The sequence below is a fragment of the Nonomuraea basaltis genome, from assembly GCF_005893125.1.
GTDB classification, from domain to species: domain Bacteria; phylum Actinomycetota; class Actinomycetes; order Streptosporangiales; family Streptosporangiaceae; genus Nonomuraea; species Nonomuraea basaltis.
Genome location: NZ_VCJS01000015.1, coordinates 19311 through 36590, shown reverse-complemented (window position 1 = coordinate 36590; position 17280 = coordinate 19311). Strand labels below are relative to the sequence as shown.

The window sequence follows — 17280 nt, the reverse complement described above, 5'->3', positions numbered from 1 at the left end:
CGTATCGTGCTCATCGCGATCGTCGGTGCGCTCATCATCTCCACCTCCGCGCCCCTGGTCCGGCTCTCTGATGTAGCGCCGGCCACGTCCGCGTTGTTCCGCTGCGCGTACGCCGTGCCGCCGCTGCTCGTGCTGGCCTGGCTGGAGCGGCGCAGGCTCGGCCCGCTGCCGCACAAGGCGCTGCTTCTCGCCTGGCCCGCGGGCGTGGTGTTCGCGTTCAACCTGCTGTTCTGGCATCACGCCATCGACTATGTGGGCGCGGGGCTGGCGACCGTGCTGGGGAACCTGCAGGTGTTCATCGTGGCGCTCGCCGCCTGGGCGCTGTTCAGGGAGCGGCCGGCCACGCGGCTGATGGTGGCGGCGCCCGTGGTGTTCGGCGGGGTGGTGCTGATCTCCGGGGTGTTCGACAGCGCCGCCTACGGGAGCGATCCGGTCATGGGGGTGCTCGCCGGGATGGCCACGTCCGTCTCCTACGCGGCGTTCCTGCTGCTGATGAAGGGCGGGTCCAGCAGGGCCGCCGGACCGCTTGCGCACGCGACCGTCGTCGCCACCGTGACGATCGCGGTGCTCAGCCCCCTGTTCGGGGGCGCCGACTTCGTGCCGAGCTGGCCGGCGCACGGGTGGCTGGTGGTGCTCGCGCTGGGCCCGCAGGTGCTCGGATGGTCGCTGATCTCGTTCTCGCTGCCCAGGCAGCCGGCCGCGCTCACCGCGTTGCTGCTGCTCATCCAGCCCATGACGACCGTGGCGCTCTCCGCGGTGGCGCTCGGCGAGCGGCCCTCTCCGTTGCAGCTCGCCGGATGCGCGGTGATCGTCCTCGGAGTCCTGTACGGCTCCCGCCGCCCTCAGCCCGTCTTGGCCGACGCCGACGAGCAGGAGGAGCAGGTGCCGAAGACCTCCACCGTGTGAGTGATCTCGGTGAACCCGTGCTCGCTGCCGACCGCCTCGGCCCAGCGCTCGACCGCGGGCCCGGCCACCTCGACGGTACGTCCGCAGCGGCGGCACACCAGGTGATGATGATGGGCCTCACTGGCGCACGCCCGGTAGACCGACTCGCCGTCGTCGGTCCGCAGCACGTCGACCTCGCCCTGGTCGGCGAGCGCCTGCAGGGCACGGTAGACGGTGGTCAAGCCGATCTTGGCGCCGTGCAGGCGCATCTCGGCATAGACGTCCTGCGCGCTACGGAACCCCGCGCTCTTGCGGAGGGTGTCGTGCACGGCATCGCGTCTCGTCGTCATGCGACCCCCTTGACGCGCATTTCCGGTCGCTCGCTCACTATGGACTCCTCGGTACGGCCTCGCCGTACGAATTTACCGACACCGAGGGCCAGGACGAAGCCGGCGAGGGCAAGAAGCACGATCGCGGCCCCCGGCGGCACCTTAGCCGACACGGTCGAGGCCAGCAGCCCGCCCACCGAGGCGAGCACGCCGAACAGCATGGCCAGCCCCATCGTCGTACGGAACCCACGCGTGAGCTGCTGGCTGGTGGCCACCGGGATCACCATCAGCGCGCTGACCAGCAGCAGGCCGACCACGCGCATGGCGATGACGACGGTGAGCGCGGCGGTGACGGCGATCAGCAGGCTGAGGAAGCGCACCGGCAGGCCGCTGGCTCTGGCCATCTCCTCGTCCTGGCAGAGCACGAACAGCTCCCTGCCGAAGATCACGACCACCCCGATCACGGCGGCGGCCAGCGCGCCGATGACCCAGATGTCCAGGGGCGTGACGCTGGCGATGGCGCCGAACAGGTAGGAGTTGAGCTTGGCGTTGCTGCCGCCGGGCGCGATGGCCATGAGCATGACGCCGCCCGCGATCCCCCCGTAGAACAGCAGCGCCAGGGCCACGTCGCCGCTGGTCCGCCCGCGCGCCCTGACCAGCTCGATGGCCACGGCCCCCGCGACGGCCACGATCACGGCGGTGAGGACCGGCGCGGAGCCGGTCAGGAAGCCCAGGGCCACGCCGGTCAGCGCCACGTGCCCGATGCCGTCGCCGAGCAGCGCCAGCCGGCGCTGCACGATGAACGTGCCCACGGCCGGCGCGCACAGCCCCACCAGCAGCGCCGCGACGAGCGCGAGCTGGAAGAGCTGCTCCTGCAGAAGTTCGATGATCACCTTGGTTCCCCCTGCCACCCGGTGAGCGGCCCCACCACGGCCTGCGGCGCGTGCCGGTGCTGGTGGTCGTGCCCGGGCCGGGCGCACTCGCCCTCGGGGCGCGGCGGCCGGCCGTCGTGCGCCACGAGGCCCTCGCGGATCACCACGCCGCGCGTGATGAGCGGCTCCAGCGGGCCGAGCTCGTGCGCGACCAGCACCACCGTCTTGCCGCCGAGCACCAGCCCGGACAGCGTGCCGGCGAGCAGTTGCTGGGTGTCGGCGTCCACGCCGGCGGTCGGCTCGTCCATCACGTACGTGTCCGGCTCCCCGGCCAGGGCGCGGGCGATGAGCACCCGCTGCTGCTGGCCGCCGGACAGCGACTGGACGGGGTCGTTCGCGCGGCCGGTCAGTCTGACGGCCTCCAGCGCCTCTGCCACGGCCACTTTGTCGGCCGCACTGGTCCTGCGGAGCCTGCGCTGCCTGGCGACGCGGCCTGAGGCCACGACCTCCCGCACGGTGGCGGGCACGCCGCCGCCGACGTGGAGCCGCTGCGGCACGTAGCCGATGCGCCACCAGTCACGGAACCTGCCGGGCGGCGTGCCGTACACCAGAGTCGTGCCGCCGGTCAGCGGCGTGAGGCCGAGCAGCGCGCGGACCAGCGTCGACTTGCCCGAGCCGTTGGCGCCCAGAAGGGCGACGACCTCCCCGGAACAGACGGTCAGGTCGATCCCCCGAAGGACGGGCTTGCCATCGAAGGAGACCCGGCCGCCGGTCATCGCGAAGGCCGTTTCACTCATGCCATACACCCCAGTGCTGTTTGTAGGGTTTTGAGATTATCGCGCATGGCGGACAGGTAATCCCCGGAGGGCTTGCTCTCCAGCGGGTCGAGCACGGCCGTCTTGGCGCCGACCTGGCTCGCGAGCACCTCGGCCACCTTCGGGCTGACCAGGGACTCGGTGAAGATCGTGGTCACGCCCTCGGCCTTGGCGAGCTTGGCGACCTCGGAGATGCGCGCGGGCGACGGCTCGGTCTCCGGGTCGAGCGTGATGCCGACCTGCTTGAGCTTGTAGCGATCGGCCAGGTAGCCGAACGCCTCGTGCGCGGTGACCAGCGTCTTGGTCTTGCACGAGGTCAGGCCCTGGGTGAACTCCTGGTCGAGGGCGCCGAGCGCGGCGGCCGCCTTGGCGGCGCGGTCCTTGTACGCCTGCGCGTGCGCGGCGTCGGCGGTGGCGAGGCGGTCGCCGAGCTTGGTGGCGACGGTGGCCAGGCGGGAGGGGTCGAGCCAGATGTGCGGGTCGTACGAGATCTCTTCCTCGTGCGCGTGCCCCTCTTCCTCCTCCTCGGAGTGCTCACCGGCAGGGAGCGTCGTGACGGCGGTGGCCGCGTCGAAGCTCTTGTCCGGGGTCACCGCGTCGTCCACGGCCGGCTGGACGCCCTTGATGTAGACGGTGAGCGCGGCGTTCTGGAGGTCGGTCACCTGCTTGATGCCGAGCTCCAGGTCATGTGGCTCGACGCCGGGCGCGGTGAGCACGGTCAGCTGCACGTCGGATCCCCCGACCTGCTCTGTCAGCCACTGCAGTGGGTAGAAGGCGGCGACCACGTTGGGCTTGGCACTTGCGGTGGTCTGCGCCGAATCGGTGCCGCTCGCGGCGGTCCCCGCGGAGTCGGCGCCGCACGCGGCGGTGGTGAGCAGCGTGGCTCCGGCCAGCAAACCGGCAGCACACGACCGGGAAAATCCTGACATCATGTGAGTCAGTATGCGCCAAAATGAAAACGGTTGTCAAAATCCCGCGAGGGAGTGCCAGCGGCGTATGGCGACCGAGCCGCCGAACGGAGTGAGGCCATGAGCGCAGTGTGCAGTGGGATGCCGGACGACGCACGGGGGCTAGGCGACGTCGTACGGCATCCCGCCGTCACCCCGATGGACGCGCGCCGGCAGAGCCATTGCCGGCGCCAGGGGTGACGCTTAGCAGCAGCCGCCGCTCGCCCGCGTATACGTTCATCGAATTCCCGCGCAGGAATCCGATCAGCGTCAGCCCTTCCTCGGCGGCCAGCTCGGCCGCCAGCGAGGACGGCGCGGAGACGGCGGCGAGCACCGGCACCCCGCCCATGACCGCCTTCTGCACCAGCTCGAACGACGCCCGCCCGGACACCATCAGCACGGTGCCGCGCAGCGGCAGCCGCCCGTTCCTGAGCGCCCAGCCGAGCAGCTTGTCCACGGCGTTGTGCCGGCCCACGTCCTCACGCACGCACAGCGGCTCGCCGTCGGCGGTGAACAGACCGGCGGCGTGCAGGCCGCCGGTCCTGTCGAACACCCGCTGGGCCGCACGCAGCCGGTCCGGCAGGGTGGCCACCGTGGGCTGCCGGAGCGTCACGGGGTCGTCGGCGGCGCTCCAGCGTGCCACGGTGCGCACCGCCTCCAGCGACGCCTTGCCGCAGACGCCGCAGGAGGAGGTGGTGTAGAAGTTGCGCGGCGCCGGCGCCGCCACGCCGGGCGCGAGGCGCACGTCGAGCACGTTGTACGTGTTCCCGCCGTCCACGGTCGCGCCCGCGCAGTAGCGGATCGTGGCGATGTCGTCCGCCGAGCCCACGGCCCCCTCGCTGACCAGGAAACCGGCGGCCAGGTCGAAGTCGTCGCCCGGGGTCCGCATGGTGACGGTCAGCGGGGTCCCGCCGAGCCGGATCTCCAGCGGCTCCTCGGCGGCCAGCGAGTCGATCCTGCGCGTCCGGACGGTGTCCTTGACCCGCAGGATGCGGCGCTTGACGGCGACTCTAGACATAGCCGTACCCGAAGCGGCCCTTGACGCACAGGTTGCCCTTCGTGACCGGGTTGTCGTGCGGCGAGGTCACCTTGACGATCTTGTTGTCCTGCACGTGCAGGGTCAGGTTGCAGCCCACACCGCAGTAGCTGCAGATCGTCGTGGTCTCGGTCTGCTTCGACTCGTCCCAGGTGCCCTCGGCCCGCATGTCGAACTCGGTCTTGAACGACAGCGCGCCGGTGGGGCACACCTCGACGCAGTTGCCGCAGTAGACGCAGGCCGAGTCGGTGAGCGGGGCGTCGAACTCCGTGGAGATCGTCGCGTCGAAGCCCCGGCCCGCGACGCCGATGGCGAAGGTGTTCTGCCACTGGTCGCCGCAGGCGTCCACGCACTTGTAGCACAGGATGCACTTGTTGTAGTCGCGGACGTAGAGATCGTTGTCCACCTTGGCGGGCTGCTCGACCGTGGCCGCGTCCGAGCCGAACCTGGCGGGGTCGGCGCCGTACTCCTCGGCCCACTCGGCCGCCCGCGGGGTGGTCGACATGTCGACCGACGAGCCGAGCAGCTCCAGCACGACCTTCCGGCTCTGCCGGGCCCGCTCGGTGTCGGTGCCGACCTTCATGCCTTTCTCCGCCTTCCTGGAGCAGGCCGGCGCCAGCGTCCTGGCGCCCTCCACCTCCACGACGCAGACGCGGCAGGCGTTCTTCGGGGTGAGCGTGTCGCCGTAGCAGAGGGTCGGGATGTCCTTGCCCGCCGCGGCGCACGCGTCGAGGATCGTCGAGCCCTCCGGCACCCGTACGTCCTCGCCGTCGATCTCGACGTCGATGAGCCGCCGGGGCGGCTGGAGCGGGATCATCTGAACACTCCCAGGCGGTCGATGGCCGATTCGACGGCGTTCCAGGCGGTCTGTCCCAGGCCGCAGATCGAGGCGTCGCGCATGGTCTGGCCGACCTCGCGCAGCAGCACGAGATCGGGGTCGTCGTCCCGGCGCGAAAGGCTGGGGTCGACCCGGCGCGACAGCCGGTGCAGGGCCTCCTCCTGGCGTACGGTGCCCACCCGGCAGGGCACGCACTGCCCGCAGGACTCGTCGCGGAAGAACTCCGCGATGCGCAGCAGGAGCCGTTTCAGGTCCACGGTGTCGTCGATGACGAGCACCACGCCGGAGCCGAGCGTCGCGCCCGCGTTCCTGGTGCCCTCGAAGGTGAGCGGGATGTCAAGCTCGGTGACGAACGCCCCGGCCGCGCCACCGAGCAGCACCGCCCTGGTCGTGCCGGTCGTCCCGGCCAGCTCCAGCAGTTCCCTCAAGGTCGCCCCGAAGGTGAGCTCGTACACGCCGGGCCGCTCGACCGCGCCCGAGACGCAGAACAGCTTGGGCTCGGCCGCCGCGTACGCCTGCGCCCCGCGCTCCAGGATCGGCAGCACGTTGACCAGCGTCTCGACGTTGTTGACCACGGTCGGCTTGCCGAACAGGCCCTTCTCGACCGGGAACGGCGGCTTGCTGCGCGGCTCGCCGCGCTGTCCCTCGATCGAGTTGAAGATCGCGGTCTCCTCGCCGCAGATGTACGCGCCCGCGCCCCTGCGCAGCTCGATGTCGAAGGACAGGCCCTTGCCGAGGATGTCGTCGCCGAGCAGCCCACGGGCGCGGGCGGTCGCGATCGCGTGCTGGAGGCGTGCGGTCGCCCTGGGATATTCGCCCCTGATGTACAGGTATCCCTTGGCGCAGCCGGTCGCGTAGGCGGCGATCGTCATGGCCTCCACCAGTGCGTACGGGTCGCCCTCCATGACGACCCGGTCCTTGAACGTGCCCGGCTCGCTCTCGTCGGCGTTGCACACCAGGTAGTGCGGGTGGTCGGGCTGGCGGGCGGCGGCGTCCCACTTGCGGCCGGTCGGGAAGGCCGCGCCGCCCCTGCCGACCAGGCCGGACTCCAGCACCTCGCGGATCACCCCGGCCGGGCCCAGCTCGAACGCCCTCCTGAGCGCGGTGTACCCGCCGGTCGCCCGGTAGTCGTCCAGGCTGGCGGGATCGACCAGGCCGACCCGCTTGAGCAGGAGCAGGTCCGGGTCCCCGGACTGGGGCACGGCCGCCTTCACCGGGGTCTCGCCGGTGACGGTGACGCTCGGCGCGCTGCCGTTGGAGCTCGGCGGGGCCTCGGTGACGACGGTGATCGTGTCGGGGGTCGCCGGGGCGTACACCTGGGCGCAAGGCGGCTGTCCGGCCTCCAGGGCGAGCGCGGCCGGGGCCCGCTCGCACATGCCCAGGCAGGGGCTCTCGTGCCATGACGTCCCCGGCGGGCCGAGCCGCTCCAGCGCCCGCTTGCGCACGTCCTCCGCGCCCTTGGCCTGGCAGGCCAGGTCGGTGCAGACGTGCAGCGCCCGCTTGGGCCGCTCCTTCATCGAGAACAGCGAGTAGAACGTCGCCACCCCGTACGCCTCGGCCGGCGGCACGGTGAGCCGGCGGCAGACGTACTCGAGCGCGCCCTCGCTGATCCACCCCACCCGGTCGTTGACTGCGTGCAACGCCGGCAGCAGCAGGTCGCGCCGGGGCTCGGCGCGGGTGGCGAAGCGCAGGTCGGCCTCGCTCCTCGCGCCGCCCTCCCAGGCGGTGGCGGGCGGCCCGAGCAGGGCGTCGACGGCCGCGCGCTCCTCCTCGGACGGCTCGGCGCCGCGGAATCTCAGATCCATCTGATCACCCGGCCTTGACGAGCTTCTCGATGCGTACGGCGGCCGCCTTGAACTCGGCCGTCCCCGCGACCGGGCAGGTGGCTTCGATGGTCAGCGCGTTGGTGTCCACCTCGTCCGGGAAGTGCATGGTCATGAACACCAGCCCGGGCCGCAGCGCGGGATCGATGTACACCGGCGCGACCACCGAGCCGCGCCGCGAGCTGATCCGCACCTCCTCGCCCGCGATCACGCCGAGCCGCTCGGCGTCCTCCGGGCACAGCTCGATCGTCTCGCCCCGGCGCAGCGGAGAGGCGTACCCGGACGACTGCACCCCGGTGTTGTAGGAGTCGAGGCGGCGCCCCGTGGTCAGCCGCAGCGGGTACTCCTCGTCCAGCAGGTCCACCGGCGGCGAGTGGCGCAGCACCGCGAACGGCGCCGGCATGCCCCGCCTGACCGGGTCGCTTTCCCACAGCCGCCCGTGCAGGTACGGCGGCTCCAGCGAGTCCTCCGACGGGCACGGCCACTGGATGCCCTGCAGCTCCGCCAGCCGCTGGTAGGACATGCCCGCGTGCTGCGGCGACATCGCGCGCAGCTCGTTCCACACCTCCTCGGCGCCGTCGTAGTGCCAGTCGTGGCCCAGCCTGCGGGCGATCTCGCAGATGATCCAGATGTCGTCGCGGGCCTCGCCCGGTGGGTCGAGGGCCTTGCGCACCCGCTGCACCCGCCGCTCGCTGTTGGTGAACGTGCCGTCCGCCTCGCACCAGGCGGCGCTGGCCGGCAGCACGACGTCGGCCATCTGGGCGGTCTTGGTGAGGAAGATGTCCTGCACGACCAGGTGGTCGAGCATGGACAGGCGCTTGATGCAGGCCAGCGAGTCGGCCTCGGACTGCACCGGGTTCTCACCGATCAGGTAGCAGGTGGTCACCTCGCCGTCGGCCATCGCCTCCAGCATCTGGGTGAGGTTGAGGCCGTAGCGGGGCTGGATGTCCCGCCCCCAGGCGCTCTCGAAGCGCGCTCTGGTCTTCGGGTCCAGGATGTCCTGGAAGCCCGGCAGGCGGTTGGGGATGGCGCCCATGTCGCCGCCGCCCTGCACGTTGTTCTGGCCGCGCAGCGGCGACAGGCCCGAGCCGTAGCGGCCGACGTGGCCGGTCAGCAGGGCCAGGTTGATCAGCGCCCGTACGTTGTCCGTCGCGTTGTGGTGCTCGGTGATGCCGAGCGTCCAGCACAGCTGGGCGCGGTCGGCGCGGGCGTACGTGTGGGCCAGCTCCCTGATCGCGTCGGCCGGCACGCCGGTGACCTGCTCGGCGGCGCTGAGCGTCCACGGCTCGACCGACTCCTTGAACTCCTCGAACCCGACCGTGGCCCGCTCGATGAACGCCTCGTTGTGCAGCCCGGCGTGGATGATCTCCCTGGCGATCGCGTGGGCGAGCGGGATGTCGGTGCCCACGTTGAGCCCCAGCCACAGGTCGGCCCATTGGGCGGTGCCGGTGCGCCGCGGGTCGACGGCGAACATCCGGGCGCCGTTGTGGATGCCCTTGAGCACATGCTGGAAGAAGATGGGGTGGGCGTTGCGGGCCGCCGAGCCCCACATCACTATCACGTCGGTGTCCTCCACCTCCTGGTAGGAGGAGGTGCCGCCGCCGCTGCCGAACGCCGCTGACAGCCCCGCGACGCTGGGGGCGTGGCAGGTGCGGTTGCAGGAGTCCACATTGTTGGTGCCGATCACCACGCGGGTGAACTTCTGCCCGACGTAGTTCATCTCGTTGGTGGAGCGGGCGCACGACAGCATCGCGAAGCAGTCGGGCCCGTGCTTGGTGACGTTGCGGCGGAAGCCTTCGGCCGCACGCTCCAGCGCCTCTTCCCATGTCGCTTCGCGCAGCACGCCGTTCTCGCGCACCAGTGGATGGGTCAGGCGGTCATAGCTCATGATCCCTCCATTCTGTATACCATCTACCGTATTCCGAGCTAGACCGCACGGACAAGGTTCTCGTTGAGCAGGTCGCTCACCGCGTGGATCGCCCGCAGGGTCGGGACCTCGGCGCCGGTCAGGTCGGCCAGCTCGACCACCGCCGCCAGCAGCACGTCCAGCTCCAGTGGCTTGCCCTTCTCCAGGTCCTGGAGCGTGGACGTCTTGTGCTCGCCCGCCTTCTCCGCGCCCCTCAGCCGGCGCTCGATCGAGATCCCCGGATCGCAGCCCACCCGGCTGGCCACGTCCACCGTCTCCCGCATCATGGCCACGACCAGCTCCCTGGTGCCGTCGTGGCGGCAGATCCCGGCCATCGTCGCCCTGGCCAGCGCGCTGATGGGGTTGAAGGCGATGTTTCCCATGAGTTTGATCCACACGTCGCGGCGCAGGTCGCGCTCGACCGGGCACTTCAGGCCGCCCTCCACCGCGGCCCGGCTGAAGGCCAGGCACCGCTCGCTCAGCTCGCCGCTCGGCTCGCCGATGGAGAAGCGGGTGCCCTCCAGGTGGCGGATCACGCCTGGACGCTCGATCTCGGTGGCGGCGTACACGACGCAGCCGATCGCCCGGTGCAGCGGCAGCGCGGTCGTCACCGCGCCGCCCGGGTCGACGCTCTCGATGCGGTAGCCCTCGTAGGGGCCCTTGAGCCCGTGGAAGTACCACCACGGGATGCCGTTCTGCGCGGCGATGATGCTCGTGGTCCCGTGCAGGAGCGGCTCGATCATGGGGCCCGCCGAAGCGTAGCTGTTCGCCTTGAGGCCCAGGAAGACGTGGTCCACCGGGCCGACCTGGGTGGGGTCGTCGGTGGCATGGGGGTGGGCGGTGAAGTCGCCCCTGGGGGTGAGCACCCGCACACCGGCGCGGCGTATCGCCTGCAGATGCTCGCCTCTCGCGATGAGGTGCACCTCGACTTCCGCCCGGTGGAGGGCGGCACCCACGTATGCGCCGATGGCGCCGGCGCCAAGAACAGCGACCTTCATGCTGCGCTCCGTTCTCGCGTCGGATCGTATGGACGAGCCCGTCACATGCGGTGAGCCGCTGAACGCGGCCCACCGTAGGCGCGGAATCCGCTGCCCGCGATGGGCCGCTGGATGCGGGCCATCGTGCATTCGGTATACAGTATGGAAAAACACGGGTCAAGGAGCGCGCCGATGACCGTTGTGCGGCATGGACCAGTGGTGGAAGCGACGTCATGGGGGTCTGCGCGGGCCGTGGCGGCGGGCGCGGCCCGCCCGCTAGGGCCTTTGCCGATGCCGTTGTCAGAGGCGCTCGGGTGTCGCCTGGCCGGTCCTTTGACGGCGCTGGTGGCGGTGCCGGGCGTCGACGTGGCGGCGATGGACGGATACGCGGTCGCGGGCGCCGGCCCGTGGCGCGTGGCCGGGCACGTCCTGGCCGGAGGTGCCTTTTACGAGGGCGAGTTGCGGGCGGGGGAGGCGGTGGAGATCGCCACCGGCGCTCCGGTGCCGGTGGGGGCGGAGTCGGTGCTGCCCTATGAGCAGGCGGCTGTAGTGCCGGTGCCCCGGATGCGGGGCGACGCGGGGCGCGGTGCGGTGGAGCCGGTGTGGGTGGCGGGCCCCGCCGAGCCGGGGCGCCACATCCGGCGGCGCGGCGAGGACATCGCCGAGGGCACGGTGGTCCTGGGCGCGGGCGCGGTGGTGACGCCGGTGGCGCTCGGCCTGGCCGCCGCCCTCGGCCACGACGAGCTGCTGGTACGGCCCAGGCCGCGCGTGACGGTGCTGGTCACGGGCGACGAGGTGGTGCACGAGGGCGTCCCTGCGCCGGGCCGGGTGCGCGACGCGATCGGCCCGTTCCTGCCAGGCTTGGTGGAGTGGGCAGGAGGCCGCGTCACAGGCACCGCCCGCCTCCCCGACGGTGCCGCCCCGCTCCGCTGCAGGCTCGCTTCACTGATCGCCGCGCCGCCCGCCGCTGTGTCGAGCGACGGCGGTGGTGGTGCCGTCGACAGGGATGGGCCGGGTGATGTCGGTTGTCACGCCGGGGCGGGCGGTGTCGGTGGGCGTGCCGCTGTGGTCGACGTGGTCGTGGTGTGCGGTGCCTCCTCCAAAGGCCCCGCCGATCACCTCCGTGCCGTGCTCGGCGACCTCGACGCCGAAGTCCTCATCGACGGCGTCGCCGTACGTCCCGGGCACCCGCAGCTGCTCGCTCGCCTCCCCGGCGGGCCGCTGGTCGTCGGACTGCCCGGGAACCCGTTCGCGGCCCTGGCCGCGTCGCTCACCCTGCTCGTCCCGATGCTGCGCGAGCCGGCCGGAACCCCGGCGGGCAAAGAGACGAGTGCGCTGGCCGGAGCCGTGCGGGCGCACGAGCGGGACACGCGGCTGGTGCCGGTCAGGAGAACCGGCCGGGGAGCCGTGCCCGTGGGGCATGACCGGCCCGGATCGCTCTGGGGAGCGGCCTTGGCGGACGCCCTGGCCGTGGTCCCTCCGGGGTGGGCCGGCGAGCAGGTCGAGCTGATCGAGTTGCCCCCGGGGGTCTAGACAGGCCGTTCACGACGGAGTAACCATTGCCTTCATACGGTATGCAGTATGCGGAAGACAGTCGCCGGGAAAGGGTGGCATGATGTCGGAAACGATCTCTGGCGGACATCTCGTAGCCAAGGCACTCAAGGCCGAGGGCGTGGACGTGATCTACACGCTCTGCGGCGGCCACATCATCGATATCTACGACGGCTGTGTCGATGAGGGCATCGAGGTCATCGACGTACGCCACGAACAGGTGGCCGCGCATGCCGCCGACGGGTACGCCCGCATCACCGGCAAGCCCGGTTGCGCGGTCGTCACCGCCGGACCCGGCACGACGGACGCGGTGACCGGCGTGGCCAACGCGTTCCGCGCGGAGAGCCCGATGCTGCTCATCGGCGGCCAGGGCGCGCTGAGCCAGCACAAGATGGGCTCACTTCAAGACCTGCCCCACGTGGACATGATGACCCCGATCACCAAGTTCGCCGCCACGGTGCCCAGCACGGAGCGGGTGGCCGACCTCGTGTCGATGGCCTTCCGCGAGTGCTACCACGGCGCGCCAGGCCCGTCCTTCCTGGAGATCCCGCGCGACGTGCTCGACGCGAAGGTCCCCTTGGAGAAGGCGCGCATCCCCAAGGCCGGGCACTACCGCGCCTCCACCCGCCAGCAGGGCGACCCCGAGGCGATCGAGCGGCTGGCGGACCTGCTGGCGCACGCCGAGAAGCCGGCCATCCTGCTCGGCAGCCAGGTATGGACGTGCCGGGCGACCGACGCGGCCATCGACTTCGTCCGCTCCCTGAACGTGCCCGCGTACATGAACGGCTCGGGCCGGGGCACGCTCCCGCCCGGCGATCCGCACCACTTCCAGCTCAGCCGCAGATACGCCTTCACCGAGGCCGACCTGATCATCATCGTCGGCACCCCGTTCGACTTCAGGATGGGCTACGGCAAGCGGCTCTCCCCGGCCGCGACCGTGGTCCAGATCGACCTCGACTACCGCACCGTCGGCAAGAACCGGGACATCGACCTGGGGATCGTGGGCGACGCCGGCCTCATCCTCGCCGCCGCGGCCCAGGCCGCCAGCGGCCGCATCGGGGACGCCGCCGCCAAGCGCAAGGCATGGATGGACGAGCTACGCGCCGTCGAGACCCAGGCGTACGAGAAGCGGCTGCCCCGCCAGCACTCCGGTGCCCAGCCCATCGACCCGTACCGCCTCGTCCACGAGATCAACGAGTTCCTGACCGAGGACACCATCTACATCGGCGACGGCGGCGACATCGTCACCTTCTCCGGCCAGGTCGTGCAGCCCAAATCGCCCGGCCACTGGATGGACCCCGGACCGCTCGGCACCCTCGGCGTCGGCATGGCGTTCGCGATGGCCGCCAAGCAGGCGCGGCGCGACAAGGAGGTGCTGTGCCTGTTCGGCGACGGCGCCTTCAGCCTGACCGGCTGGGACTTCGAGACCATGGTCCGCTTCGACCTGCCGTTCATCGGCGTCATCGGCAACAACTCGTCCATGAACCAGATCAGGTACGGCCAGGCCGCCAAGTACGGCGAGGACCGCGCCCGCGTCGGCAACACCCTCGGAGACATCCGCTACGGCGACTTCGCCAAGCTCCTCGGCGGCCACGGCGAGGAGGTGCGCGACCCGGCGGAGATCCGGCCCGCGCTGGAGCGGGCGAGGGAGTCGGGCAAGCCCTCGCTGATCAACGTCTGGGTCGACCCAGAGGTCTACGCCCCCGGAACCATGAACCAAACCATGTACAAGTAGGGGAATTTCGACATGAAGGCACTCGAAGGTGTCCGCGTCCTCGACATGACCCACGTCCAGTCCGGCCCGTCCGCCACCCAGCTGCTCGCCTGGCTGGGCGCCGACGTGGTCAAGCTGGAGGCCCCGCACGGGGACATCACCCGGCAGCAGCTGCGCGACGTGCCCGGCGTCGACAGCCTCTACTTCACGATGCTCAACTGCAACAAGCGCAGCATCACGCTCAACATGAAGAGCGACCGCGGCAAGGAGATCTTCACCGAGCTGGTGAAGAGCGCCGACATCATGGTGGAGAACTTCGGCCCGGGCGCCGTCGATCGCATGGGCTTCTCTTGGGAGCGCCTGCAGGAACTCAACCCGCGCCTGATCTACGCCTCGATCAAGGGCTTCGGCGCCGGCCGGTACGCCAAGTTCAAGGCGTACGAGGTGATCGCGCAGGCGATGGGCGGCTCGATGAGCACCACCGGCTTCGAGGAGGGCCCGCCGCTGGCCACCGGCGCGCAGATCGGCGACTCGGGCACCGGCATCCACGCGGTCGCCGGCATCCTGGCCGCCCTCTACCAGCGCGAGCAGACCGGGCGCGGCCAGCGGGTGCAGGTGGCCATGCAGCACGCCGTCCTGAACCTGTGCCGGGTCAAGCTCCGTGACCAGCAGCGGCTGGCGCACGGCCCGCTGCGCGAATACCCGAACAAGACGTTCAACGACGAGGTGCCCCGCTCCGGCAACGCCAGCGGCGGCGGCCAGCCCGGCTGGGCGGTGCGCTGCGCTCCCGGCGGCCCGAACGACTACATCTACGTGATCGTCCAGCCGCCCGGCTGGAAGCCGATCTCGAACATCATCGGCCGGCCCGAGCTGGCCGAGGACCCCGAGTGGGCGACGCCGGAGGCGCGGCTGCCGAAGCTGGACAAGATGTTCCAGCTCATCGAGGAGTGGACGATCCGCCACGACAAGTGGACGGTCCTGGACCGGCTCAACGCCGAGAACATCCCCTGCGGGCCGATCCTGTCGACCAAGGAGCTGGTCGAGGACGAGTCGCTGCGCGACGAGGGCATCGTCGTCACGGTCGACCACCCGGAGCGCGGCGAGTTCGTGACCGTCGGCAGCCCGTTGCAGCTCTCGGACTCGCCGGTCGACGTCCGCACCCCGCCCCTGCTCGGCGAGCACAACCAGGAGATCTACGGCGAGTTCGGCGTGAGCGCGGACGAGCTCGCGGAACTCAAGTCGAACGGAGTCATCTAGTGGAGCGGCGAGTAGGGCCCGGCAGCGGCAGCCTGCGTAACCAGGGAGTGCCCGTAGGGAGCGCGACCATGAGCACAGTCAGGGAAGTACTGGACAAGGCGCTCGCCGAGGGCCGTACGGCCCTGACCGCCCCTGAGGGGCGCCTGCTGTGCGAGGCGTACGGGATCGCCACCCCCGGCGAAGGGCTGGCCGCCTCGGCCGCCGAGGCGGTGGAGATCGCCGAGAAGATCGGGCTCCCGGTCGTGCTGAAGATCGTCTCGCCCGACATCCTGCACAAGACCGACGCCGGCGGCGTGCTCGTCGGGCTGAAGACCGCCGACGAGGTACGCCAGGGCTACGACACGATCCTCGCCAACGCCCGCGCCTACGATCCCGACGCCAAGATCGACGGCATCCAGGTGCAGCAGCTCGTCGGCGGCGGCCACGAGGTCATCGTCGGCGCCGTCACCGACCCGACCTTCGGCAAGGTCGTCGCCTTCGGCCTGGGCGGCGTCCTGGTTGAAGTACTTAAGGATGTGACCTTCCGGCTTGCCCCGGTTTTGGGTGATGATGCGCTTGGGATGCTCGACGACATCAGGGCAGCAGAGGTGCTCCGTGGTGCCCGTGGCGCCAAGCCGGCCGACCGGGCGGCACTGGCGGGGCTGATCGAGCGCGTCGGCAGGCTGGTGACCGACTTCCCCGAGATCGTCGAGGTGGACCTCAACCCCGTCTTCGCCGACGCGAACGGCGCGGTGGCCGCCGACGTGCGCATCCTCATCGGTGACAAGCCCGCGGAGGTCCAGAGGCTGTCGCGCGAGGAGATCCTGCGGCAGATGACGCGGATATTCAAGCCGCGCTCGGTCGCCGTGATCGGCGCCTCCGCCGAGAGCGGCAAGATCGGCAACTCGGTCATGCGGAACCTCATCAACGGCGGCTACAAGGGCCAGATCTTCCCGATCAACCCGAAGGCCGACGAGATCATGGGGCTGCCCGCGTACAAGAGCGTCTCCGACGTCCCCGGCGACGTGGACGTGGCCGTCTTCGCCATCCCCGCCAAGTTCGTCGCGGCGGCGCTGGAGGAGGTGGGGGAGAAGGGCGTGGCCGGCGCCATCATGATCCCGTCCGGGTTCGCCGAGACGGGCAACGTCGAGGGCCAGCAGGAGATCGTCGAGATCGCGCGCAGGCACGGCGTGCGCATGCTCGGCCCGAACATCTACGGCTACTACTACACGCCGGAGAATCTCTGCGCGACGTTCTGCACCCCGTACGACGTCAAGGGCAGCGTGGCGCTGACCTCGCAGAGCGGCGGCATCGGCATGGCCATCCTGGGCTTCAGCCGCACCACCAAGATGGGCGTCTCGGCCATCGTCGGCGTCGGCAACAAGGCCGACGTGGACGAGGACGACCTGCTCACGTTCTTCGAGCAGGACGACAACACCAGGGCCGTGGCCATGCACCTGGAGGACCTCAAGGACGGGCGCGGCTTCGTCGAGGCGGCCCGCCGGGTCGTCAAGGAGAAGCCGGTCATCGTGCTCAAGGCCGGGCGCACCGCGATGGGCGCGCGGGCGGCCGGATCCCACACCGGGGCGCTGGCCGGCGACGACAAGGTGTACGACGACATCCTCCGCCAGGCCGGCGTCGTGCGGGCGCCCGGGCTCAACGACATGCTGGAGTACGCCCGCGCGCTGCCGCTCATGCCCGCGCCGAAGGGCGAGAACGTCGTCATCATCACCGGGGCGGGCGGCTCGGGCGTGCTGCTCTCCGACGCCTGCGTGGACGCGGGCCTGACGCTCATGGACATCCCGCCCGACCTGGACGCCGCGTTCCGCGCCTACATCCCGCCGTTCGGCGCGGCCGGCAACCCGATCGACATCACCGGCGGTGAACCGCCGGCGACGTACGGGAACACGGTCCGCCTCGGCCTGGCCGACGAGCGCATCCACGCGCTCGTCCTGGGCTACTGGCACACGATCGTGACGCCGCCGATGGTGTTCGCCGAGCTGATCGCCCGCGTGGTGGCGGAGGAGCGGGAGAAGGGGAACGTCAAGCCGGTCGTGGCGTCGCTGGCCGGCGACACCGAGGTTGAGGAGGCCTGCGAGTACCTGTTCGAGCACGGCGTGGTCGCGTACCCGTACACGACGGAGAAGCCCGTGGCGGTCCTCGGTGCGAAGTACCGCTGGGCCAGGGCGGCCGGACTGTTGCGCTAGAGCCAGGCGCGGCACCAATAAGAAATCTGCAAAGTGGACTGCCGCTACGGCCTCCACCAGGCACGACAGTAGGGCGGCAGTCCAACGAGCAGGTTTCTTATTGGCCAGTCACGGGGGCTATTCGGGGCAGCGCAGGGTGGGCCG

Annotated in this window: 14 protein-coding genes; 5 read left to right on the top strand and 9 right to left on the bottom strand. The window is 70.8% G+C overall.

The genetic code is table 11. From position 1 onward, the window contains the following. Positions 1-6: 6 nt before the first annotated feature. Entirely contained in the window at positions 7-906 is a 900-nt protein-coding gene (locus tag EJK15_RS09550; protein WP_240776864.1) for a DMT family transporter, read from the top strand. On the opposite strand, the gene EJK15_RS09545 is transcribed toward EJK15_RS09550, so the two are convergent. The 9 genes from EJK15_RS09545 to EJK15_RS09505 form a co-directional block, all read right to left on the bottom strand. Then, positions 843-1235: a Fur family transcriptional regulator gene (locus EJK15_RS09545; protein WP_138710015.1), complete on the bottom strand. Its 393-nt coding sequence runs from the start codon at positions 1233-1235 to the stop codon at positions 843-845. The genes EJK15_RS09550 and EJK15_RS09545 overlap by 64 nt on opposite strands. Beyond that, the gene (locus tag EJK15_RS09540) at positions 1232-2104 is read right to left on the bottom strand and encodes a metal ABC transporter permease (RefSeq protein ID WP_240776869.1); all 873 of its coding nucleotides are present in this window, start codon (positions 2102-2104) and stop codon (positions 1232-1234) included. Before EJK15_RS09540 ends, EJK15_RS09545 begins: the two co-directional genes overlap by 4 nt. After that, positions 2104-2883 carry a metal ABC transporter ATP-binding protein gene (locus tag EJK15_RS09535; RefSeq protein WP_138710013.1) on the bottom strand — a complete coding sequence of 260 codons (780 nt, stop codon included), beginning with the start codon at positions 2881-2883 and terminating at the stop codon, positions 2104-2106. Before EJK15_RS09535 ends, EJK15_RS09540 begins: the two co-directional genes overlap by 1 nt. Continuing rightward, positions 2880-3833: a metal ABC transporter substrate-binding protein gene (locus EJK15_RS09530; RefSeq protein ID WP_240776863.1), complete on the bottom strand. Its 954-nt coding sequence runs from the start codon at positions 3831-3833 to the stop codon at positions 2880-2882. The genes EJK15_RS09535 and EJK15_RS09530 overlap by 4 nt, the downstream gene beginning before the upstream one ends. A gap of 166 nt (positions 3834-3999) precedes the next feature. After that, on the bottom strand, positions 4000-4866 hold the full coding sequence (fdhD, locus tag EJK15_RS09525) for a formate dehydrogenase accessory sulfurtransferase FdhD (protein WP_138710012.1): 867 nt from the start codon (positions 4864-4866) through the stop codon (positions 4000-4002). Next, entirely contained in the window at positions 4859-5701 is an 843-nt protein-coding gene (locus EJK15_RS09520) for a 2Fe-2S iron-sulfur cluster-binding protein (RefSeq protein ID WP_138710011.1), read from the bottom strand. Before EJK15_RS09520 ends, fdhD begins: the two co-directional genes overlap by 8 nt. After that, positions 5698-7527, bottom strand: coding sequence for an NAD(P)H-dependent oxidoreductase subunit E (locus EJK15_RS09515; RefSeq protein WP_138710010.1), 1830 nt, complete (start codon positions 7525-7527; stop codon positions 5698-5700). Before EJK15_RS09515 ends, EJK15_RS09520 begins: the two co-directional genes overlap by 4 nt. A gap of 4 nt (positions 7528-7531) precedes the next feature. Then, the gene (locus EJK15_RS09510) at positions 7532-9433 is read right to left on the bottom strand and encodes a molybdopterin oxidoreductase family protein (protein ID WP_138710009.1); all 1902 of its coding nucleotides are present in this window, start codon (positions 9431-9433) and stop codon (positions 7532-7534) included. A 38-nt stretch (positions 9434-9471) separates the two neighbouring features. Then, on the bottom strand, positions 9472-10449 hold the full coding sequence (locus EJK15_RS09505) for a 2-dehydropantoate 2-reductase (RefSeq protein ID WP_138710008.1): 978 nt from the start codon (positions 10447-10449) through the stop codon (positions 9472-9474). 171 nt (positions 10450-10620) lie between these two features. On the opposite strand from EJK15_RS09505, the gene EJK15_RS09500 reads away from it, so the two are divergent. The 4 genes from EJK15_RS09500 (at position 10621) to EJK15_RS09485 (ending at position 17136) form a co-directional block, all read left to right on the top strand. Further along, the gene (locus tag EJK15_RS09500; protein ID WP_138710007.1) at positions 10621-11961 is read left to right on the top strand and encodes a molybdopterin molybdotransferase MoeA; all 1341 of its coding nucleotides are present in this window, start codon (positions 10621-10623) and stop codon (positions 11959-11961) included. Positions 11962-12040: 79 nt separating this feature from the next. After that, complete coding sequence (locus EJK15_RS09495) at positions 12041-13714, top strand: thiamine pyrophosphate-binding protein (protein ID WP_138710006.1); 1674 nt, start codon at positions 12041-12043, stop codon at positions 13712-13714. A gap of 12 nt (positions 13715-13726) precedes the next feature. After that, on the top strand, positions 13727-14950 hold the full coding sequence (frc, locus tag EJK15_RS09490; protein ID WP_138710005.1) for a formyl-CoA transferase: 1224 nt from the start codon (positions 13727-13729) through the stop codon (positions 14948-14950). Positions 14951-15018: 68 nt separating this feature from the next. Then, the gene (locus EJK15_RS09485) at positions 15019-17136 is read left to right on the top strand and encodes an acetate--CoA ligase family protein (RefSeq protein WP_138710004.1); all 2118 of its coding nucleotides are present in this window, start codon (positions 15019-15021) and stop codon (positions 17134-17136) included. Positions 17137-17280 lie beyond the last annotated feature (144 nt).

What these genes read in the sequence shown, in the direction of transcription:
- EJK15_RS09545 (WP_138710015.1), bottom strand. Translation starts at nt 1,235, where the DNA reads ATGACGACGAGACGCGATGCCGTGCACGACACCCTCCGCAAGAGCGCG.
- EJK15_RS09535 (WP_138710013.1), bottom strand. Translation starts at nt 2,883, where the DNA reads ATGAGTGAAACGGCCTTCGCGATGACCGGCGGCCGGGTCTCCTTCGAT.
- EJK15_RS09530 (WP_240776863.1), bottom strand. Translation starts at nt 3,833, where the DNA reads ATGATGTCAGGATTTTCCCGGTCGTGTGCTGCCGGTTTGCTGGCCGGA.
- fdhD (WP_138710012.1), bottom strand. Translation starts at nt 4,866, where the DNA reads ATGTCTAGAGTCGCCGTCAAGCGCCGCATCCTGCGGGTCAAGGACACC.
- EJK15_RS09520 (WP_138710011.1), bottom strand. Translation starts at nt 5,701, where the DNA reads ATGATCCCGCTCCAGCCGCCCCGGCGGCTCATCGACGTCGAGATCGAC.
- EJK15_RS09515 (WP_138710010.1), bottom strand. Translation starts at nt 7,527, where the DNA reads ATGGATCTGAGATTCCGCGGCGCCGAGCCGTCCGAGGAGGAGCGCGCG.
- EJK15_RS09510 (WP_138710009.1), bottom strand. Translation starts at nt 9,433, where the DNA reads ATGAGCTATGACCGCCTGACCCATCCACTGGTGCGCGAGAACGGCGTG.
- EJK15_RS09505 (WP_138710008.1), bottom strand. Translation starts at nt 10,449, where the DNA reads ATGAAGGTCGCTGTTCTTGGCGCCGGCGCCATCGGCGCATACGTGGGT.
- EJK15_RS09500 (WP_138710007.1), top strand. Translation starts at nt 10,621, where the DNA reads ATGACCGTTGTGCGGCATGGACCAGTGGTGGAAGCGACGTCATGGGGG.
- EJK15_RS09495 (WP_138710006.1), top strand. Translation starts at nt 12,041, where the DNA reads ATGATGTCGGAAACGATCTCTGGCGGACATCTCGTAGCCAAGGCACTC.
- frc (WP_138710005.1), top strand. Translation starts at nt 13,727, where the DNA reads ATGAAGGCACTCGAAGGTGTCCGCGTCCTCGACATGACCCACGTCCAG.
- EJK15_RS09485 (WP_138710004.1), top strand. Translation starts at nt 15,019, where the DNA reads ATGAGCACAGTCAGGGAAGTACTGGACAAGGCGCTCGCCGAGGGCCGT.